This window comes from Prevotella sp. C561, assembly GCF_000224595.1.
Taxonomy (GTDB): domain Bacteria; phylum Bacteroidota; class Bacteroidia; order Bacteroidales; family Bacteroidaceae; genus Prevotella; species Prevotella jejuni.
Map to the genome: position 1 here is coordinate 25,678 of NZ_JH114150.1, position 21,438 is coordinate 47,115.

The 21,438-nt window shown below is 43.3% G+C and carries 18 protein-coding genes and 1 tRNA gene; 12 read left to right on the plus strand and 7 right to left on the minus strand.

Going from position 1 to position 21,438, the window contains the following annotated elements:
• The 4 genes from HMPREF0666_RS11635 to HMPREF0666_RS11650 all read left to right on the plus strand — a co-directional run.
• On the plus strand, positions 1–310 hold a 310-nt coding region (locus HMPREF0666_RS11635; protein ID WP_232214103.1), incomplete at its 5' end, for a hypothetical protein.
• Between the two features lie 308 nt (positions 311–618).
• Positions 619–1,212, plus strand: a complete 594-nt coding sequence (locus HMPREF0666_RS11640) for a hypothetical protein (protein WP_009012557.1) — start codon at positions 619–621, stop codon at positions 1,210–1,212.
• Positions 1,213–1,348: 136 nt separating this feature from the next.
• Complete coding sequence (locus HMPREF0666_RS11645; protein ID WP_009012558.1) at positions 1,349–1,840, plus strand: hypothetical protein; 492 nt, start codon at positions 1,349–1,351, stop codon at positions 1,838–1,840.
• Positions 1,830–2,030 carry a helix-turn-helix transcriptional regulator gene (locus tag HMPREF0666_RS11650; RefSeq protein ID WP_009012559.1) on the plus strand — a complete coding sequence of 67 codons (201 nt, stop codon included), beginning with the start codon at positions 1,830–1,832 and terminating at the stop codon, positions 2,028–2,030. Before HMPREF0666_RS11645 ends, HMPREF0666_RS11650 begins: the two co-directional genes overlap by 11 nt.
• Before the next feature lie 170 nt (positions 2,031–2,200).
• Here the strand turns inward: HMPREF0666_RS11650 and ahpF are convergent, their stop codons facing one another.
• Positions 2,201–3,754, minus strand: a complete 1,554-nt coding sequence (ahpF, locus tag HMPREF0666_RS11655) for an alkyl hydroperoxide reductase subunit F (protein ID WP_009012560.1) — start codon at positions 3,752–3,754, stop codon at positions 2,201–2,203.
• 115 nt (positions 3,755–3,869) lie between these two features.
• Positions 3,870–4,436, minus strand: a complete 567-nt coding sequence (ahpC, locus tag HMPREF0666_RS11660) for an alkyl hydroperoxide reductase subunit C (RefSeq protein ID WP_009012561.1) — start codon at positions 4,434–4,436, stop codon at positions 3,870–3,872.
• Positions 4,437–4,910: 474 nt separating this feature from the next.
• Between ahpC and HMPREF0666_RS11665 the strand changes: the two genes are divergently transcribed.
• From HMPREF0666_RS11665 to HMPREF0666_RS11680, 4 genes are all read left to right on the plus strand, one after another.
• Positions 4,911–5,813 carry a hydrogen peroxide-inducible genes activator gene (locus HMPREF0666_RS11665; RefSeq protein ID WP_042856322.1) on the plus strand — a complete coding sequence of 301 codons (903 nt, stop codon included), beginning with the start codon at positions 4,911–4,913 and terminating at the stop codon, positions 5,811–5,813.
• A gap of 210 nt (positions 5,814–6,023) precedes the next feature.
• Complete coding sequence (locus HMPREF0666_RS11670; protein WP_009012563.1) at positions 6,024–6,923, plus strand: SPFH domain-containing protein; 900 nt, start codon at positions 6,024–6,026, stop codon at positions 6,921–6,923.
• A 45-nt stretch (positions 6,924–6,968) separates the two neighbouring features.
• On the plus strand, positions 6,969–7,349 hold the full coding sequence (locus HMPREF0666_RS11675) for a hypothetical protein (protein WP_009012564.1): 381 nt from the start codon (positions 6,969–6,971) through the stop codon (positions 7,347–7,349).
• 1,147 nt (positions 7,350–8,496) lie between these two features.
• Positions 8,497–11,139 (plus strand): thiol protease/hemagglutinin PrtT, encoded by a 2,643-nt coding sequence (locus HMPREF0666_RS11680; protein ID WP_009012567.1) that lies wholly within the window; start codon positions 8,497–8,499, stop codon positions 11,137–11,139.
• Between the two features lie 187 nt (positions 11,140–11,326).
• On the opposite strand, the gene kbl is transcribed toward HMPREF0666_RS11680, so the two are convergent.
• Entirely contained in the window at positions 11,327–12,514 is a 1,188-nt protein-coding gene (gene kbl / locus HMPREF0666_RS11685; RefSeq protein WP_009012568.1) for a glycine C-acetyltransferase, read from the minus strand.
• 179 nt (positions 12,515–12,693) lie between these two features.
• Here kbl and HMPREF0666_RS11690 point away from each other — a divergent pair, with 179 nt between their 5' ends.
• Positions 12,694–13,647: an NAD-dependent epimerase/dehydratase family protein gene (locus HMPREF0666_RS11690; protein WP_009012569.1), complete on the plus strand. Its 954-nt coding sequence runs from the start codon at positions 12,694–12,696 to the stop codon at positions 13,645–13,647.
• Between the two features lie 244 nt (positions 13,648–13,891).
• Here HMPREF0666_RS11690 and HMPREF0666_RS11695 read toward each other — a convergent pair whose 3' ends face one another.
• The gene (locus HMPREF0666_RS11695) at positions 13,892–14,542 is read right to left on the minus strand and encodes a NigD-like C-terminal domain-containing protein (RefSeq protein WP_042856324.1); all 651 of its coding nucleotides are present in this window, start codon (positions 14,540–14,542) and stop codon (positions 13,892–13,894) included.
• 45 nt (positions 14,543–14,587) lie between these two features.
• A complete protein-coding gene (locus HMPREF0666_RS11700; RefSeq protein ID WP_009012571.1) occupies positions 14,588–15,787 on the minus strand; it encodes a 1-acyl-sn-glycerol-3-phosphate acyltransferase in 1,200 nt (399 codons plus the stop codon).
• 487 nt (positions 15,788–16,274) lie between these two features.
• Here HMPREF0666_RS11700 and HMPREF0666_RS11705 point away from each other — a divergent pair, with 487 nt between their 5' ends.
• Both HMPREF0666_RS11705 and radC read left to right on the plus strand, forming a co-directional pair.
• Positions 16,275–17,315, plus strand: a complete 1,041-nt coding sequence (locus HMPREF0666_RS11705; RefSeq protein ID WP_009012572.1) for a glycosyltransferase family 2 protein — start codon at positions 16,275–16,277, stop codon at positions 17,313–17,315.
• A 22-nt stretch (positions 17,316–17,337) separates the two neighbouring features.
• Positions 17,338–18,036, plus strand: coding sequence for a DNA repair protein RadC (gene radC / locus HMPREF0666_RS11710; protein ID WP_009012573.1), 699 nt, complete (start codon positions 17,338–17,340; stop codon positions 18,034–18,036).
• Between the two features lie 124 nt (positions 18,037–18,160).
• On the opposite strand, the gene HMPREF0666_RS11715 is transcribed toward radC, so the two are convergent.
• On the minus strand, positions 18,161–20,038 hold the full coding sequence (locus HMPREF0666_RS11715; protein WP_009012574.1) for a heavy metal translocating P-type ATPase: 1,878 nt from the start codon (positions 20,036–20,038) through the stop codon (positions 18,161–18,163).
• Positions 20,039–20,290: 252 nt separating this feature from the next.
• Between HMPREF0666_RS11715 and dusB the strand changes: the two genes are divergently transcribed.
• Entirely contained in the window at positions 20,291–21,247 is a 957-nt protein-coding gene (gene dusB, locus HMPREF0666_RS11720; protein WP_009012575.1) for a tRNA dihydrouridine synthase DusB, read from the plus strand.
• A gap of 99 nt (positions 21,248–21,346) precedes the next feature.
• On the opposite strand, the gene HMPREF0666_RS11725 is transcribed toward dusB, so the two are convergent.
• Positions 21,347–21,419: transfer RNA gene (locus tag HMPREF0666_RS11725), tRNA-Pro, on the minus strand.
• Positions 21,420–21,438 lie beyond the last annotated feature (19 nt).

Genomic DNA, 21,438 nt, shown 5'->3' on the forward strand with positions numbered 1-21,438 from the left:
CCGCCTATCTTCTGCAGAGATAGTGCAAACGAGCGCAATGAAAGCTTGCTTTCACATTGCCGAGTGCCGCCTGTCTTCTGCAAAGATAGTGCAAACGAGTGCAATGAAAGCTTGCTTTGACATTGCTGAGTGCCGCCTATCTTCTGCAAAGATAGTGCAAACGAGCGCAATGAAAGCTTGCTTTGACATTGCCGAGTGCCGCCTATCTTCTGCAAAGATAGTAATTAAAAACAATAAACACAATAAATCCACATGGAAAGGTTCAGTCTTAAAGGCTGAAAATATCGTATTCCACGAATTATTTTCATGAAAAGAAATATTTATTGTCATGAAGAAAAATATTTTTTATCGTGAAAATAAATATTTCCGTTCATGAACATAAACCCGAGCTAAACGATGAGTCGTATTAAGACCGCCCTAAACAAAACATTAACACAGCATGAAGACGAGGACAAAAGGGGGTGCAGATATTCCGCAAAGAGGGCAAGAATAATCAACTAAGAGGGTCGTTTCAGGTTAAACAAAGTTACGATTACATTCCTCTCCACGAAAAACAATTACAAAAAAGGGTATATAAGAAAACTTTTATGTAAGTTTGCAAAAAACAAATAGATAGCTATGCGTAGACAAGTCGTACTTTTCCTCTTGCTATTACTACTCCCCTTGGCCTCACTTCAGGCCCAGGAGGTGCTGGTATGCGATGGCGTCTCGCATTTCCCAATACGTGATGTTTTAGTCATTGCAGACGGTAAGAATATCGGACTAACCACATGGAAAGGCCTCATCACCTTACCCGATACCTTCCAAACAGCCAGCTTCAAAAAGAAAGGATACGCACCAGAGAAACTGTTACGCAATGAGGTTTTACGTGACACGGTGTTTCTCTATCCCGCAGAACATTACTTAGATGAAGTCATAGTGACAGGCAAACAGATTGTTGACGGACGTGAACTCTTAAAGAGAATGCCGAAGCGAGACATCTTAGAAAAGAAGCCAGCCCATTCCCTATTAGAGTTTGATGTTGGGCTTATGCTTGATAAACGATACCGTAGAGACCGTAAGCATGTTGAGAAGCTACGTGAAGTTTTCAAGAAAATGGACGGTTTAGAGGATAACGAGGACCCAATCCTTAAGGCCTATCGACAGACACAACAGGAATTAAAAGCCGACTCTATTCAGAAAAAAAACGAAGAGAAAGAGCCAAAGAGATAGCTTTCAATGCAAATAAAGGTTAAACACAAGATTAATAAAGCAATCTTTTTGTATAGTTTACTTGACTTTTAGAAAGGTAAATATTACTTTTGTAGCGTGATAGAAATCTTTTCTTATTAATCAAAAAAGCTACTTTATGAAAGCAGACTACCTTTTACCCCACATCTTTAGGAAGATTGGTTGGATTATTTTCACCCCCTGTTGTGTCATGATCTTGGTTTCCTGGTTAGGTATCAACGACTGGTTTAATGATGACAGACTGAGTTTTATTACCTTACACATTGGGAACCTTAATTTCTTTGCGCCTGAACAAGAGGGTCGTTCTTTCTTTTATTTTGCACAGGAAGACATGTTCTCTGAACTTGTCTACTGTTTGACCTTTCTCTCTCTATATATGATAGCATTTTCAAAGAATATAGTTGAGGATGAATATGTTGAACATCTCCGCATGCGTTCATTAGTATGGGCATTGAAAGTAAATACGATTTTCTTTGTTATCTTCACTTGGTTCTGCTTTGGTATGGTTTATATAACTTTATTAATGCTCTCAATGTTCAGCATATTCCTGCTGTTTCACTTCCGTTTTCTGTACGAACTACATAAAAGAAGAATAGGTAATGAAGAATAATATAAGAGTAGAACGAGCTATAAAACGCATGACTCAAGCGCAATTAGCAGAACTTATTGGAGTGTCCCGACAAACAATTGTCGCCATCGAAAGCGAGAAGTATGTTCCCTCAACAGTTCTCAGTCTGAAGATTGCACGTGTCTTCGATAAACGTGTAGATGATATTTTCGAACTTGAAGAGGGCGATTAAGGATTTATGCTTATCCCTTATAAGCTCCCTCGTATTGGTAATCATAATTATAACAGTTACTTTTCATTTTTGGAATAAACCATAAAAAAGCCCGATAGACAAGGTGACAACATATCACACCTGCCTCATCGGGCTCAAAATATACTCAAGTTATGGAAAAGTTCTATTCGTTATATCAAACCACGGATACGGTCGTCAAAGGCTGAAAGGGCAGCCTTCGCACCTTCTCCCATAGCGATTGTAATCTGTTTGTAAGGCACCGTTGTAACGTCACCAGCAGCATATACGCCCCTTAGACTGGTTCGATTTGTTGCGTCAATGACAATCTCATTGCGAGGACTAACCTCCACCTCGTCTTTGAAAGCATCACTGTTTGGCGATAGACCAATCTGCACAAAGACACCATCCAAGGCTATATTACGCTCCTCATCATTGGTGCGATCCTTCACGGTGATGCCCGTTAGCTTCTTACCATCGCCCAAGAGAGCTGTTGTCTGAGTAGAGAGAAACACATCAACATTGGTCAAGCTGGCCACTTTCTGCTGTAGTACCTCATCGGCACGCATAGTGTCAGCAAACTCAAGGACGGTCACATGGCGGCAAATACCAGCCAAGTCAATAGCTGCTTCGATACCAGAATTACCGCCACCGATGACTGCTACGTCCTTACCCTTATAGAAAGGACCATCGCAATGAGGGCAGAAATGCTCGCCATGACCAATATATTTATCCTCATCAGGCAGCCCAAGTCGACGCCAGCTTGCACCTGTTGCAATCACAACAGCTGGTGCGGTAAAGGTTTCACCACCCCTTACAGAGACAGTCTTAACAGCCTCCTTTAGATTAGTTGCCACCACCTTACGGTTGTCGAAAACATCAATAGAGTAGTCATTGATATGTGTGCGGAGGTCAGCAGCAAGTTGTGTACCAGTTGTCTTAGTAACTGAAATAAGATTCTCGATACCCGTCGTGTCGTTTACCTGTCCTCCGATGCGCTCTGCAACGATAGCTACACGTAAGCCTTTGCGGGCAGAATAGATAGCAGACGACGCTCCAGCAGGACCACCACCAAGTACGATAACATCATATTCACGTACGGTTTGCACGGAGTTAGCGTCATGGTCGGTGCCAACCTTGTCTTCTAACTCTTGGAGAAGGACGCCGAGGTCGCCACGACCAGTGTGTAATGGTTCGCCATTGACGTACACTGACGGTACACCCTGTATGTTCAAACGTTGTATCTCATCCTGGTATAGCCCCCCATCAACCATCTCATTGCTGATATTAGGGTTGATAAGTGCCATTACGTTGAGTGCCTGAACAACGTCAGGGCAGTTGGTACAGGTGAGAGAAACGTAGGTTTGAAGGCGTATTTCACCCTTCAGTGCCTTGATACGAGCCGTTATCACCTCATCAGGGAGGTTCTTACCCTGTCCGTCAGCATTAAGTACAGCGAGGAGCAAGGAGGTGAACTCATGTCCATTAGGTATGCCTCGGAAACTGATACCCGTCTCCTCACCATTACGAAGAATACTGAATGAGAACTGTTCTCCTTCTTGGTAAACAGCCTTAACCTTGTCGGAAGTAGAAGCGATGTCCTCTATGAAGGAAGAGAACTCAGCCGAGTTCTCGTCATTACTATTGCGTGTAACGCTAAGCGTTATATCAGATGAGAGCGAAGCAAAGACACCCTTCACCTGTTCAAGTATGTTTGAATCTAACATGGGGCTTGTAAATTTCTCTATACATTATAAAGAATGGAGAGATAAAGTACAGTGACCTATCTCTCCATTATAACTACTATGACAGTCTTATGTCTGTTATTACAGATAATAAGTCTTAGAGCTTACCTACGAGGTCGATGCTTGGCTTCAAGGTCTCACCACCCTGCTTCCACTTAGCTGGGCAAACCTCACCATCGTGAGAAGCAACGAAGAGAGCAGCCTCAACCTTACGTACCAACTCATCAGCATTACGACCAATGCTGTTGTCTTGTATTTCTGCAATCTTAACAAGGCCTTCTGGGTTTACAAGGAATGTACCACGATAAGCGACACCCTCGTCCTCTTTATAAACACCGAAGCCACGGCTCAATACGCCAGTTGGGTCAGCAAGCATAGTGTACTTAATCTTCTTGATTCTATCAGAAGCATCGTGCCATGCCTTGTGTACGAAGTGAGTATCAGTACTAACTGAGAACACCTCTACACCAAGGCCCTTAAGCTGCTCATACTTATCAGCCAAATCCTCCAACTCCGTAGGACATACGAAGGTAAAGTCAGCTGGATAGAAGAAGAAGAGTGCCCATTTGCCCTCGATATCCTTGCTTGAAACGGTCTTAAACTGTCCGTCCTGAAATGCCTGAACGGTAAACTCTGGTGCGTGTGCATTGATAATTGGTTCCATATTTAACTTAATTCTATTTATGTGATTATACTTTTTTGTTTCGCAGTGCAAAGTTAGTATTTGTAATCATTACAGCCAATAGATAAAATCTATGTGCTGATAAATAAAATCTATCAAGCCCCACTCCACTACTGATTATCAATAGGTTACACTCGAGTAAAAGCCGAATAAAAAGATTGACTGTCGATGTTATTTAGTGATGGGTGATGGTTGGTAGGTGTTGGGTGATGGGTGATTATGAATACTAATAGATGGGTGGTGGATGATAAGGAATACTGGGGAACGGGTAGAGAGGGATACTGATACGGAGCTTATATGGGGAGAGAACAATACTTATTTATGATGATGGAGGGGTGAAAGTAGTCACTATAAAGGATGAAAAAGACGAGTATAAAGAATAAAAACACGATGAGGACACGGTTATTCGACTTTTTTTATCTATTTTTGTCATAGTCTATATATTGTATTAAAAGCATGACACTACAACAATTAGAATATGTAATGGCTGTCTATCGACTGAAACATTTCGCAAAGGCAGCCGATGATTGCAATGTTACACAGCCTACCCTTAGTTCGATGATACAGAAGTTAGAGGACGAATTAGGGGTTAAAATCTTTGACCGTAAGCGTCAACCAATACAGCCAACACAAGCGGGAATGAAGGTGATAGAGGAGGCGTGGAAGGTTCTTAACCGTGCAAAGAAACTCAGACAGACTATCGACGAGGAGCGACAGACCCTTACAGGCACCTTTGAAGTGGCTGTGCTTCCAACGATAGCACCTTATCTTATCCCCCGCTTCTTCCCCCAGTTGATGAATGAACACCCTGAGATGGATGTGAGAATCACGGAGATGAAGACCGAAGACATGCGCAAAGCACTTCGAAGGGGTACTATCGACGCTGGTATATTAGCACGTGTTGACGGCTTGGAAGAGATGAACTGTACATCACTCTACCGTGAACAGTTCTTTGCATACGTAGCTGAAGACGACCCACTGTACGTTAAAGAGTTTATTCGTCCAGCCGACTTGTCTGGTGAATACCTATGGTTACTCGATGAAGGACATTGTTTTCGCGACCAACTTGTCAAGTTCTGCCAGCTAAAGTCGGCCGCATTAAGTAAAAAGAGTTATAACTTAGGAAGCATAGAGACCTTCATGCGCATTGTAGAGAACGGCAAGGGAGTCACCTTCATACCGCAACTTGCACTCTCACAGCTCACCAAGGAGCAACACCGACTCGTACGTCCTTTTGCGCACCCAGTGCCCTCTCGTGAGATTATCCTTATGACTTCGCCTAATTTCATACGTCATACACTACTCCGAATGCTCGTTGACAGAATAAAAGAGTCACTCCCTGATGACATTCAAGACTAATGTTTTAGCAGCTTCACCTAAGTGATAACGCACGCAGAAAACGATAAGCCCCAGTTATATCCACCATAGCTGGGGTTTTGTCTATCCCTCAAAAAGCACAGTAAAAATAAGTGATAAGCTCCATAAATATTTGTGACATATTATTATTTTCACTATCTTTGCAATCATTAGAAAGTACATTATACAAGCAACATAACAAAGTTTATCTATATGAATCCTAATCAAAGACAAAACAGTCAACAGCGTTTAAATTCTAACCTCTCTAACTTCTTTAACATGAATAATTCTAAGAAACTATTAATCCCAGTAGCCCTTATTGTCACAGCCTGCGCGCTTAGCCTCGTATTCTTCACTTTCGTAAACCCTTCATACGACCAAGAAGCAGCATTGAAGATGAAGCCTATCTTCTTTGGTAGCACACGTGTCTCTGACGAACCAGTCAATTCTATCACACTCGTAGCGCCTACGACGTCGGCTGTCTACTTCAATATCCTACCGCAGAAGATGCAGTTTCAGTTTGACGACCTACTCTCAAACGATAATACCCCACTTGATGTCAATATGTATATGATTATTCAAGTGAAGAAGGGACAGACCCCCGACTTACTAAGAAACTATGGTGAGAACTGGTTTGAGAACTTTATTGAACCCTATTTCCGCAATAAGGTACGTGAGTATGTATCCTCTTGTTCGCCATTCGACTTGATGAGTAATCGCGAAGTACTCGCTAAGTTCGACGACCGCATTAAGCAGTCTATGCGCCAGTATGTAGCTTCCTTGTCACGAAAAGCCAATTTCCCTGTTGACATCCAACAGGTGATTACCGACCGTGTGATGCCTAACAAGGAGCAGTTAGAGGAGATGAACAAGACTGCTGCAAGTATTCAAGCCAAGCAAACACAGGAGAAAAGAGCTGAGATGGAGCTGGCACGTGCCAAGGCTGAGCGTAATAAAGCGGTGGCTGACAAGGCTTATATGACCGAGCTGAACCTCTCTCCAGCACAGTTCATACAGTTACGTGCATGGGATGTCATTGAGAAGAAGAATGGAGCTAACATAGACGTTCTATTCGGAGGAGGTGAGACACCGATGTGGAACATCCGCCGATAGGCTACGTCTTCACCGATTGTAAATAAAGTTATAACGCTTAAAACCATGACAAAAGGTGAATTCTATCTTGTAGTTCTTTCCAACCTACTTTTTATATTGGTAATTATCTTCTTTGTTGGACGGCTTGTACTCAACCCTCCAAAGAGCCTTATAAATAGCTTTATTATAGTTGATGGTTACCTGTATCCCCGTTTTCAACAGGGCCATATTGCACTGATTAAGCCTCCTCAACCTATCTGTATAAAAGATATTGTTAGGATAAAGCTTAATCAGAGAATATATTTCAATGGCGCCTTTTCTGTTGTCGTGGATATAAAGGATGGGAGACGTGTCACGCTCTTCATCGGTGGAATCTCTCCAAGTCGAGAACTTCAACGGCTTCGAGAAGAACTTTTGGCAAGTGAGTTTGACGGAGAAATCTATTGAGATCACGCTCATGAATGGTGGGTGATGGGTGTTGAGTGATGGGTGTTAAGGGTTTGCTTTGTGGGTGATGGGTGTTGGCTGTTAGGTGATGATGGTTTAGCTTCGTGGGTGATGGGTGTTGACTGTTAGGTGATGATGGTTTGCTTCGTGGGTGATGGGTGTTGACTGTTAGGTGATGATGAAATGTTCGCCTAAGAGAAGATATTCTGCTTGGCTGATAGGTGTTGGGGGTTGTATATTGATAGATGAAGAAGTGCGCATCTGAGGGAACTTTTTAATAAATAAGATTACAGCAATCTTTATCCTGTTAGGGGCTCCCCTCCTTCGGAGGGGTTGGGGGAGGTCCCTCCCTATTCAGGTCATGGAGAGAGGTTCTCCCTTATCCTTTTGTAAGCAATTTTCACTCTTCTCGATTCTAACACATGCCCTTCATGAGTGAAGAAGAGGCCCTTCTACGTTCAAGAACAGGCCTTTCTTAAGGCAAGAAGACGCCCTTCTTGGAGCAAGAAAGGCGTCTTCTTCAACACTAATCATATCATACTGATTTATAAAGAGTTACAGACTATATATAAGAAGATTACATCCCCCTATCTTGCATGTATTTTTCAAGATTCACTGTAACGATTTTTCGCAACATGAAAAATATCGGCAAAAGCAACAGGATGTGTGCCTGCTCATAGAAAGGAGATAATTGAAACCCCACTCGACAAGGCGGAGGAACCATACAACTTACGATAAAGAAAGGTCGATAGGACTGATGAGAAAATAATTTTCCTGTCACTTCTGTCATCGAAAACGACCTCTTAACTCATTAATTTACAGTATGGTTACACGAAATGTTAAATATGACAGCAAATAAAAATAAAACTTTTTTTGATATATAGAGCTATATATATCTCCTTAAAACAGCAGTCTTTTTTATCATTCTTATTACGGTCATCCATACCATACGACCAAAGATAAACAAACTGTGGAGGGTTAGTAAACTGACAATCTACAAACCCATACAAACCAAGGGACTGCCAGCAAGAGCGCATATAAACTGAGTTTTAATCGCAAACAATGAATATTTCTCTTATTTCTAATTAAGATTAAGAAAAAATAATATACCTTTGTAGTCCATTAATCCAATTAGTATAAACCTGACATGATTAATTCTATATTTCAAATTAACTTTAGAAAGACGGTGTTTTCAGCACATAACAAACTATTGAAAAGAGGTTTTCTTGTTCTTACCCTCCTATTTTCAGCAACAGCAAACTATGCTGACAATGTTGATTTCAATGCTGCACTGCGCATTGCGAGGACGTATGTAAACATTAGTAAGAAATCCGCCAAGAACCTAAAAACACGTGCTGCAGCAACGACAACACAACAGCCTTACTACGTCTTCAATGATGATACGGGCAAAGGATTTGTAGTTGTTGCAGGCGATGACAAGATGGGTGAGGTGTTAGCTTATAGTCATGAGGCATCCATCGACATGGCTAACCTCAATCCCGAAGCACGTTATCTCCTTGATTCCTATCGGCAGGTGTATGAGAAATTGGGCAAGAACAAGGGGCTTACCACACGTACCGAAACAGCTACAAAGGCGACTGATGCTGTGCAGCCTTTGCTGAAAAGCAAGTGGGGACAGGACTATCCCTATAGCAAACAGACGCAATATGTAACGGGATGTGTGGCTACTGCGGTTGCACAGGTGATGTATTACCATAAATGGCCAGCACAAGGAAAGGGACAAGAGAGCTATAAGGTGACGTTTGATAACACTGTTCGCTCGGCCGATTTCACAAAGTCACACTACGACTGGGACAATATGTTGCCCGATTATAACCGTAGGAACGTTACTACAAAGCAGGAAGATGCAGTGGCTTTGTTGATGAACGACGTGGGTATTGCAACCAATATGCAATACACGGATAGGGTAAGTGGTACGCAGAGCTATATGGCTGAGCGTGCATTGCGCAATTACTTCGACTATGATGCAGCGTTGGTAACAAGATTCGACGAGGGTGAAGACAACTTTATCGAGATTGTAAAGAAAGAGCTCCGCAATGGTTTCCCACTCTATATATCCGGTGATCCAAGCTCAGGAGGTGGCCATGCGTGGGTTTGCGATGGCTTTGATGAGGAGGATAAGTTCCACATGAACTTTGGATGGAACGGTCAGGCAGATGGCTATTACTCACTCGCTACCTTGGATGTAAAGTCTACAGGTAGTGAGTTTAACGGTGCACAGCTTAGCTTTAACAAACGTATTCAAGTCATTGCGATACATCCTAACAAACCTAATACACCTAAGATTGATGCTGACATTGCCTATCAGTCGCCTACTATCAAGTTTAACAACGATGGCATGATGGCGTTCGTAGGAGATGCTCCTACCACTACATCCGATGCAGCAAAGGTGATGTTTACTGGGTTTGTCAACCGCTCTGACGCAGAACTCATAGGTGATATCGGTTTAGGAATCTATAATCAAGAGGGCAAACTAGTAAAAGTAACACCATACGGACAGGACGGAAGGAAGATATTCAGCAAAGAGCGATTTGTCTTCAACGATGGTGAGTGGGTTTCTGGAGGTGTGATTAATGATAAGGTGACCTTCACCCCCGACTTTAAGGCATTGCCTGATGGCACCTATTCACTCTGTCCTATTGCAGCACGAATGCTGGAAGATAGCACGTTAGGCGCCTGGGCAAGAATGAAATCAGCCCCTCGTATCGTGATGAAGGTGGAGAACAGTAAGATAACCTACTTAGAGTTGCCAACGAAAGAACCGGCCTTCCTGCTCACAGCCGAGCCTAAGTTAGACAACAAACTGATGTTAGGTGAGCCGAATGTACTACGTCTAAACATCCGAAAATTAGATGCTAATATCTTCTATGGAACCGTAAAGGTTGAACTAATTAACAATGAGAATAAGGTGGTATATACCACAGAGACCGCAGGAACAGTAGACTTTGATGCCTTCAACACAAAGCGTGTTAGACTGCCGTTCAACCTTCCTTACGACATAGCTTCTGGTACTTATCACTTGCGCACGACCATCACCAGTACCGACAACATAAGCTATCCAGTACGTGAGAAGGCTTCACAAGAGCCTTATACGCTCACGATTGAGGGAAAGAGTCAAGCTGGTATTTTCTCAAAAGCGACTGTTTATACGCAAGATAACGAGGAAGGAAGTGTCCCAATGGAGAACTTTGATGTATCAAAAAGTCCAACTTTCAGAGTCGCATGTATTGCATCTCTTGCAAAGAACGTACAATACAAGGGTGGTCTGACACTCTATCTTATCGATACTGTGACGGGTATGTCTATCCAAGTGACGAAGAATCCGCTACAAGTAGACCTCTCGCAGGCTGATGATATGACAATAATAACCAGCGACTGGATTGACCCAAAGACCGAGAAACTCATCAATAACCGACGTTATCGAGTGGCATTGTTTGGGGTGGTAGATGGTAGGAACGTTGACTTATTACCAATTTCGACAACATCACCTTACCTTTCCTTCATCAATGGACCGTATGACAAATATCCTGAGGGAGGAACAGATGGTGTGGAGGAATTGAGCATCAAACCTGCGCTGCAGTTCGTTGACGGTCGCTTACACATACAGCAGCTGGGCTTGAAACGTGTGGAGGTATATGGTATGAATGGTATGTTGGTAGCAAGCAATAGTGTGAAAGATAGCAACAACCTTACCCTCTCCGTACCAAAGGGGGCCTACGTGGTACGCATCATCACACAAAGTGGTCGTTACACAAGCGTTATCCGATAAGATGTCACATCGTATTAGGCGTGTATAACAGTATTGTGACACCTTCTTTATATATACAACACACTTCTGATTTAAGGTTGAGAATAAATAAAAGGCTGAATTCCTATCTTGGAGTTCAGCCTTTAGTTTATATGTGTAGAGCCTGCCAAGCTGCGATAATGGCCGTTCTTGGCAGTGCTTACAAATTCTATTTCAATACACCAAGTTCCTTACCAATCTTGATGAAAGCGTTAATACACTTGTCAAGCTGCTCACGGTTGTGACCTGCTGAGAGCTGAACACGGATACGAGCCTCGCCCTTTGGTACTACTGGATAATAGAAGCCAGTTACATAAATACCCTCCTCAAGGAGCTTAGCAGCGTAAACTTGAGACAACTTAGCGTCATAAAGCATCACAGCACAGATGGCACTCTGAGTTGGTTTGATGTCAAAACCAGCAGACATCATCTTGTCTCTAAAGTAGTTAACATTCTCTACAAGCTTATCATGAAGCTCATTACTCTCCTTTAACATCTTGAATACTTCAAGACTGGCACCGATGATACAAGGTGCAAGAGAGTTAGAGAAGAGGTATGGACGACTGCGTTGACGAAGCATGTCAATGATTTCCTTGCGACCAGTAGTAAATCCTCCAAGTGCACCACCAAAGGCTTTACCAAGTGTGCCCGTGTAGATGTCCACACGATCGTATGTCTTGCAGAGCTCACTAACACCATGACCTGTCGCCCCAACGACACCTGCTGAGTGAGACTCATCGACCATCACGAGTGCATCATACTTCTCTGCGAGGTCGCAAATCTTATCAACTGGAGCGACATTACCATCCATTGAGAACACACCATCCGTTACGATGATGCGGAAACGCTGTTCCTGTGCCTCTTGTAGACAACGCTCAAGGTCGGCCATGTCGGCATTTGCATAACGATAACGCTTCGCCTTACAAAGACGTACACCGTCAATAATAGAGGCGTGGTTGAGGGCGTCGGAGATAATAGCATCCTGATCGGTGAGCAATGGTTCGAAGACTCCACCATTAGCATCAAAGCAAGCAGCATAGAGAATAGTGTCTTCAGTCTTGAAGTAGTCGGAGATAGCCGCCTCAAGCTCCTTGTGGCTGTCCTGCGTTCCACAGATAAAACGAACAGAGGACATGCCGAATCCTCGTTTGTCCATCATCTTCTTAGCACCTTCAATCAGCCTTGGATGATTAGAAAGACCAAGATAGTTGTTAGCACAGAAGTTCAATACCTCTTTACCTTTAACCTCTATTGCCGCACTCTGAGGACTCTCAATGATTCTTTCCTCCTTGTAAAGTCCTGCTTCTTTAATCTCAGCAAGTGCGTTACTGAGATGTTCCTTCATCTTACCGTACATAACATTAGATTTTATTTAATAGTTAGCAAAGTAACTGATAAAAAACGAGAAAAAGGCCGTTAAGGAGCTTTTTTTTACGTGATGACTTAAATTTTTAATAATTTTAATACCTAATAGTGGTGTAATCAACAAAAAATATGCTTACTTTGCACTCAGTTATAATAAGCTTAACAATATTTATGAAAAATGTTTTGGTCATAGGCTCTACAGGTCAAATCGGCTCAGAGCTTACCAGAGAACTTAGAAAACGTTATGGAAACGACAGCATTATTGCTGGTTACATTAAAGGAGCAGAACCTAAAGGTGAACTGAAAGAAAGCGGCCCATCAGCTGAGGCCGATGTTACTAACCCAGAGATGATTGCCAATATTGTAAAGAAATACAACGTTGACACCATCTACAACCTTGCTGCATTACTATCTGTAGTAGCAGAGAAGAAACCACAACTGGCATGGAAAATTGGTATTGACGGTCTGTGGAACATCTTGGAAGTAGCACGTGAGAACAACTGTGCTGTCTTTACTCCAAGTTCCATTGGTTCATTCGGTTTGAGTACACCTCACACACAGACGCCACAGGACACTGTTCAACGTCCTGGTACAATCTATGGTGTGTCAAAGGTTACCACAGAGTTGCTCAGCGACTACTACTTTAAGAAGTATGGTGTCGACACACGTTCAGTTCGTTTCCCAGGTTTGATTTCCTACGTAACTCCTCCAGGTGGTGGTACTACTGACTATGCAGTTGACATCTATTACGCTGCTGTTCGTGGTGAGAAGTTCGTGTGTCCTATAAAGAAAGGAACCTTGATGGACATGATGTACATGCCAGATGGTCTACATGCTGCTATCTCATTGATGGAGGCTGACCCAACACGTCTGGTCCATCGTAATGGTTTCAACATAGCTTCTATGAGCTTCGACCCCGATGAGATCTTCCAAGCCATCAAACGTCACAAGCCTAACTTTGAGATGGAATACGACGTAGACATGCTCAAACAGGGTATTGCTGACAGTTGGCCAGACAGTCTCGACGATAGTTGTGCACGTGCTGAATGGGATTGGAAACCACAGTACGACCTTGAGTCCATGACTGTTGATATGTTGAAGAACCTTGAGGCAAAGCTGAAATAAAATACTCTATACGATTAGGTAGGTTATAAGACGTGCCGATTAGAAAGCTAAGGATAGGCTTTCCTTACCGCACATAGCATGTAAACGGTCTCTTTAACCTACTATTGTTCAAAAGACAGAGAGGTGTCTTCCCTTACAGAAGTCACCTCTCTTATTTTATACTAAGATTTATGTTGAAATCACGCATGGACCTATTTTATTCCTAAACGTCCATGATATATAAAAGAAAAGCTTATTTACGAACTTAGTAAACAACCTCTTTTCTTACTACCCCTTTATATGTATTAATATCAAGGCAAAGGACATCATTAGGAGTAAGCCCCGTTAACGGAATACTTGTATAGACTCGTTTACTATAGTATTCAGGTACTCTGTTCTGGCTATGGCACAATCGGAGATAGAACTTCCTACCCCCAGAAGCCTGCTTCCTAATGGAGTCGCAGACAAGCGCCAACGACTGTATAGCCTTTTTATCATCTGTCTGTCCACTCTTCAACACAAGTGTTAGATTAAGATACTTACGATTCTTACTCATCCATAGACTCTCAAAACCAAGTGGGTCGGTACTAACGGAGGCTAAATCAAACGTCAGATGAGGACGAAGAACCAAGACAGGATTTAAGGCAAAAGACGTTGTAACGCCCTTCTCCACCCTATCATAATATAACAGAGCACGGTAAGTAGTATCAGGTCTTGTAGCCCACTGCTCTTTTACAGCAGGACTTAGCGTAAGTTCCTCACCATCGTCAGTCTTTGCAGAGACGAACGCTCCCAGTTCGTTTGTCCGTGCTTCAACGAAGTCAGTATGCAGATAAGATAGCTCACTGTCGCCTGTCTCATAGAAATCATGCTCACAAGCAGAGACTACAAGTAGCGACACAAGCGCCGCCACCATAGTCAACACGCTGTAAGCTGTCTGTCTGAACCTTTCCACAGAATACTATTTTAAGAATGTGAGACGACTCAACAATGATTTCAAACGCCCATTCTCTGACGATGCAGCAATATAATTCTTTGCAGGATAAGCATACTGTGTCAACAGACAGGTACGTAGGAACTTATCATCACGGTTGTCTATCTTAACCTTTTCAATCTGTCCTTCGAGGTAAGCCTCAAAGTTCTGATAATCTTCTGCAGTATAATACTCTTCATAGACACGTGTGTCTTGAATCATATCCAGTGCCACGTAGTTGATTGGATAGAGTCGATAATTGCTGTGTATCTCATGATCAATATGCGCAGCTATCGTATCGAAGAGTTTATTCTTTGGTAACTCCTCATCAACAGTATCGAGCCAATCATCAATGCAAGGCGCACACTTATAGAATATATGGCCTTTGTAGCCTTTTATACCTACCAACATACTCTCAAGATCGTCCTCTGCTGTCTTCTTCCAATAAGGTAGATCGCGTCGCAACTGATACTCACGTGCTTTAAGGTAATCGCATGGGTCGTACTCGTAGGAGATAGATAACGGAACGATGTGCAGCTGTTTAAGACGCTCTATAACGGTTCCTTCCCCTCCCATAGCCATCATCTTTAAGATAGCGGGTTGGGTGAGGTCGTTCGAATTCTTTGCTCTTCCCTGTCGTTGTGCAATCCATACATTCTCGTTCTTCTCCCTTACAGCGAAGTGAATATACTCTGACATACGCTTGCTTGCACGCAGCATTTCAACCGAATGAAGGGCACGCTCTACAGTAAACGACTTGTTGATACGTACAAGATCACGCACCCAGTCTAATGAAAGGAGATTATCACCGATAGCAATCTCGCATGTCGTAGCAAAGCCCACATCAATAAGCAGTTTGTCAAGAAAGGCAGAGTCGAGCACAATGTCACGATGATTGCTAACAAAGGTATAGCGTTTCCTCGTGTTGATATTCGCTGCATCCATGCAACAACCTAAACTAAGCTCAGTAACAAGACGCTGAAGGAAGGTATAACAGAAAACCTTTTGAAATTCAAGATTTGTCTTGCAAGCATACATCTTCTGCTTTATCGCCTCTATTGGAACATCAGGGTAGAGATAAGCCAACACTTGCTGAAACTGCTTATCAGCAAGGATTCGCTCGTATGCTGCGGGTAGCTCCTCCGGTTCGAACGGACGAATAGGGTCAAACTCTGATGGTATTTTCATAATTCTAATAATTAATAAGTTTCTGTTTTATATTCTTTTTCTATGCTGAAAACGTCTATTCAGAATGGTTCTACCCCTCCTTCTAACGCTTTTACACCAATGTCTATCCTTGTGAAGAGCACCAATAGAGAGCATGAAGACTGCCTTCTCCGTTAGAAGATAGCTAAAAGCAAAGTTTCACCTATCTCCCCCTCCCTTCATCAATGCCTCTTCATGAGGGCCATCAGCAGCCGTTTTGCATGCTTTATCACCCAAGAATAGTATCGTACAAATATAGTTAAAATAAATCAATGAGTAAAGGTGAAGCACTCGTTTAACAGAAGATTAACAATTATTTGAGGGTGAAAAATGGGCTTTCTCATCGTATCATAGCTAACAAACAAGGCTCCTATCAAATATTACCGTTTAATAGAAAGACCATTATTTAGGAAGAATAATCTTTCAAATTACTTGTCATTCACGAACAAAATAGTATCTTTGCAATATTATGAAGTACAGTATTATTGTCCCAGTCTTCAACCGTCCGGATGAGGTTGACGAACTATTAGAGAGCCTGCTCAGCCAGGAAGAGAAGGATTTCGAGGTCATCATCGTTGAAGATGGCTCACAAGTTCCGTGTAAGAAGGTGTGCGACAAGTATGCCGACAGGCTCGACCTGCACTATTACTACAAAGAGAACTCAGGTCCAGGACAGAGCCGCAACTATGGTGCCGAGCGTGCCAAGGGGGACTATCTACTGATTCTTGACTCCGATGTTGTACTTCCCAAGGGTTATATTCGTGCTGTTAGCGAGGAGCTGAACCGTGAACCTGCCGACGCTTTTGGTGGTCCTGACTGTGCACATGAGTCCTTCACCGACACACAAAAGGCCATCTCTTATTCAATGACATCGTTTTTCACAACGGGAGGAATACGTGGTGGCAAGAAGAAACTTGACAAGTTCTATCCTCGTTCATTTAATATGGGCATCCGACGTGACGTCTATCAGGAGTTAGGTGGGTTCTCTAAGATGCGCTTTGGAGAAGACATTGACTTCTCTATCCGTATCTTCAAGGCCGGCAAACGCTGTCGTCTGTTCCCTAAAGCATGGGTATGGCACAAACGGCGAACGGACTTCCGCAAGTTCTGGAAGCAGGTTTATAATTCTGGTATAGCCCGAATCAACCTCTATAAGAAGTATCCCGACTCTCTGAAACTTGTCCATCTGCTACCAATGGTATTCACCGTTGGCACTGCTTGTCTGCTCTTATTAATCCTCTCCGGACTCTTCCTTCTCTGCATACCGATACTCAACATCATTGGTAGTCTCCTCGTCATGATAGGGTTGATACCGTTATTACTTTACAGCATCATCATCTGTGTAGACTCAACCATGCAAAACAACAGTCTAAAGATAGGACTCCTTAGTATCGCTGCAGCCTTCATTCAGCTCACAGGCTACGGTTGTGGTTTCATCAGTGCATGGTGGAAACGCTGCGTATGTGGCATGGATGAGTTCTCTGCATACGAGAAGAACTTCTACAAGTAAATCCTAATGATAACTTAATATAATGCCTTCTGAACCAAAAACCTTATCTATTACTCACTGGGCGGAGGCCGACCGCCCACGTGAAAAACTTGAGAGATTGGGCGCAAATGCGCTAAGTGATGCCGAACTACTTGCCATACTGATTGGCTCTGGTACCCCGAAAGAGAGTGCCGTAGACCTCATGAAGCGTATTCTCAACGATTGTAAAAACAACCTGAACAGCCTTGGTAAACTGTCTCTGCACGACTTAGAACAATACAAAGGGATAGGTCCTGCAAAGGCTATCACCATCCTTGCTGCCTGCGAACTGGGTAAAAGACGACAAAAGGCTACCGTAGAAGAGGCGCCAATACTCAATAGTGCTGATGGTATCTATCAGTTCATGCACACCACAATACAGGACCTTGACATCGAAGAAGCGTGGGTTTTAATGATGAAACAGAACTTTCGACTCATCGAAGCGAAACGCATCTCCGTGGGTGGACTTACTATGGCTCCTGTCGACATACGCCTGATGATGAAGGAAGTACTATTGAAGAACACGACCATTCTGGTCTTTTGTCATAATCATCCAAGCGGCAACACCACTCCAAGTCGTGATGATGACCTCCTTACATCACGCATACAAAAGGCCTGCGAATTGCTTCACATTCACTTTGCCGACCATGTTGTGCTTACCGATGGAGGCTATTTCTCCTATCGAGAAGAAGGAAAACTATAATGAAGAAACAACCTTTCTCGATTTTTCTTCACGAACAAAATGAATTATTTTCATGAAAAGAAATATTTATTATCATGAACAAAAATATTTTTTTTCATGAAAATAATTCGGAGGAGAGACCGTTCTATCGTGCTCGCATCGCATTGAGAACAGCAAGAACCATAACGCCAACATCAGCAAAGACGGCTAACCCCATGCTTGCCAACCCAAAGGTTGCAAGGAGAAGGACTGCTACTTTAATGCCAATAGCAAACCATGCGTTCTCTTTCGCTATAAAGATTGTACGTCGAGAGAGCTTAATAGCAAGTGCTATCTTCGATAGTTTATCATCCATCAAGATAACATCAGCAGCCTCGATAGCGGCATCACTGCCCAAAGCACCCATCGCAATGCCTACGTCAGCACGTGCCAGTACAGGCGCATCGTTGATGCCATCGCCAACAAAAGCTATCGTTTCGCCCTCCTTCTTAGCTGTGATAAAACGTGTGATATAGTCTACCTTGTCGGCAGGAAGGAGGTTGGCATGATACTCCGTGACCTTTGTCTCTTCGGCTATCTGCCTTGCAACTTCCTCTTTGTCGCCAGTCAGCATCACCGTCTTTCGTACTCCTAACTGCTTCAAACTATCGATAGCTGCTATCGAATCGTCCTTTAACTGGTCGGAAATAACTATGTGTCCAGCATACTCACCATTGACAGCTATGTGAACAACTGTTCCTGTCTGATGCGCACAACGCTCACAAACAGGGGGTGTGATACCAAGTGTTGTCATCATACGAACGTTGCCTACGCTCACTGTCTTACCATTGATAGAAGCCGTAATACCCTGTCCTGCTGTCTCTTTTATATCCTCCACCTTACAACTATCAGCCTCATTCTTATAAGCCTGACGAAGTGCAAGGGCAATAGGATGGGTAGAGTAACGTTCGACATGAGCCGCCAAGTGGAGTAATTCATGCTCTGATAAGGTCTCTGGATGGACAGCCTCAACAGCGAAAGAGCCTCGCGTTAATGTTCCTGTCTTATCGAACATCACCGTAGAGAGCCTTGCCAAAGCATCCATATAGTTTCCTCCCTTAATAAGAATACCCCTGTGTGAAGCTCCTCCGATACCAGAGAAGAAGGTTAACGGGATAGATATCACTAAGGCACATGGGCAACTTACGACCAAGAAGGTCAATGCACGATAGAGCCAAACACCTAAGGCCGTAGCATAACTATCGTAGAAGAAAGGTGGGATAATGGCCAACGCAAGGGCAGAGATGACTACTATCGGAGTGTAAACACGTGCAAATCGACGGATAAACGACTCACTGTGCGACTTATTCTCACTCGCCTTCTCTACAAGTTGGATAATCTTAGCTGCCGTAGACTCGCTAAATGGCTTGTCTACTCGTACCTTTAATACCCCCGAAAGATTGACACAACCAGAGATAACCTCCATCCCCTCGCTCACATCACGTGGTAGACTCTCGCCTGTCAACGCCACTGTATTAAGACTCGAGGTCCCTTCAAGAATCGTACCGTCCAATGGTATCTTCTCTCCCGGCTTTATAATCAATGTTTCACCGATATTTACTGCGTCTGGACTTACCTTCTCTACGCTTCCTTTTCGCTCTACATAAGCAACATCAGGACGGATGTCCATCAAGTCGGAGATGGACTTACGGGCCCTATCCTCCGCATAATGTTCAAAGAGTTCGCCCACTTGAAAGAACAACATAACGAAGACTCCTTCAATAAACTGGGGTTCAGCACCTGGGAGGAAACCGATGAGCAATGCTCCAATTGTCGCAAGACTCATGAGGAAATCTTCGTCGAATGGGTCGCCTTCCATGATTCCCTCAACAGCTTCTTCAAGTACATCATAACCGATAACCAGATATGGTACCAGATAAACAAGCAACAACTGCCACATTGGGAGTGCTGCGAAATGCTCTACCAGCCATGCTCCAACGAGGAGAACAACCGTGAGAATGATTCTTAATAGTTTCTTATTCATAACTTAAAACCTGTTACTGGATTAATATTCTGCTGCAAAGATAAAGATTAACTTTTGCAACTTGGTTGCAAAGATGGCCTTCTCAAGAAAAAAATTAAGAATATATAACCTTCCCAACAATCATAGACTACCCTCTTATCAAGGCTTTCTTATCCCCTACCCAACAGAGAGAAGTGAGCCTTTTCGTCCTCCTTTCACTTTTTTACTACCCTACCTTTTTACTATTCAAAGCCTTTTCCTTACCTTTGCAGTATGAAAATAGGAACAATAGACTTAGGAGAACGCCCTCTATTCTTAGCCCCTATGGAGGACGTAACAGACATAGGTTTTCGCAAGATGTGCAAGCGTTTCGGTGCAGCTATGGTCTACACGGAGTTCGTTTCGGCTGATGCTGTAATCAGAAACATCAAGTCGACCCTTGCAAAGATAGTCATTGATGATAGCGAACGACCTGTAGGAATACAGATATATGGCAGGGACGTGGCTTCAATGGTTGAAGCCGCAAAGATCGTTGAACAGGTAAGACCAGACGTAATAGACATTAACTTCGGTTGTCCCGTTAAGAAGGTTGCTAACAAGGGGGCTGGTTCTGGTATGCTGAAGAATATCCCCTTGCTACTTGACATCACTCGAGAGGTTGTGAAAGCAGTTAAGACACCTGTCACAGTAAAGACCCGCTTGGGTTGGGATAACGACAACCTTATTATAACAGAACTGGCAGAACAACTACAAGACTGCGGTATTCAGGCATTAACCATCCATGGTCGCACACGTTCACAGATGTATACTGGTGAGGCAGATTGGACCCTCATCGGTGAAGTAAAGAACAATCCACGTATTCATATACCCATCATTGGCAACGGCGACGTGACGAGTATCGAACAAGCAAACGAACGCTTCGACCGTTACGGGGTAGACGCAGTGATGATTGGGCGTGCTACCTTTGGTTGTCCGTGGCTCTTCTATCAAGGAGAGAAGCAGTTGACAATAGACGAGAAGATTGACATTCTTGAGGAGATGTTACGTATCAATGTGGAGCGTATTGACGAACATCGCGGTATTCTTCACACCCGTAGACACTTAGCATCATCGCCTATCTTCAAAGGAATACCTGACTTTAAGCAGACGCGTATAGCCATGCTTCGCACAACAAAGCTGGCTGAGTTGTTAGCTATCCTTGAGGATTGCAGGGAAAGACTAAGGGGATGATAGTTAATAAGGCTTATAGGCCTAATTAGACTAATAAGCCTTATAAGCCCTATAAAACCCAAAAAGGGAAGAAACCACACGGTTTCTTCCCTTTTTCAGTCGGGATGACCAGAGTCGAACTGGCGACCCCTACGTCCCGAACGTAGTGCGCTACCAACTGCGCTACATCCCGATTGCTATGATAAGCAAGT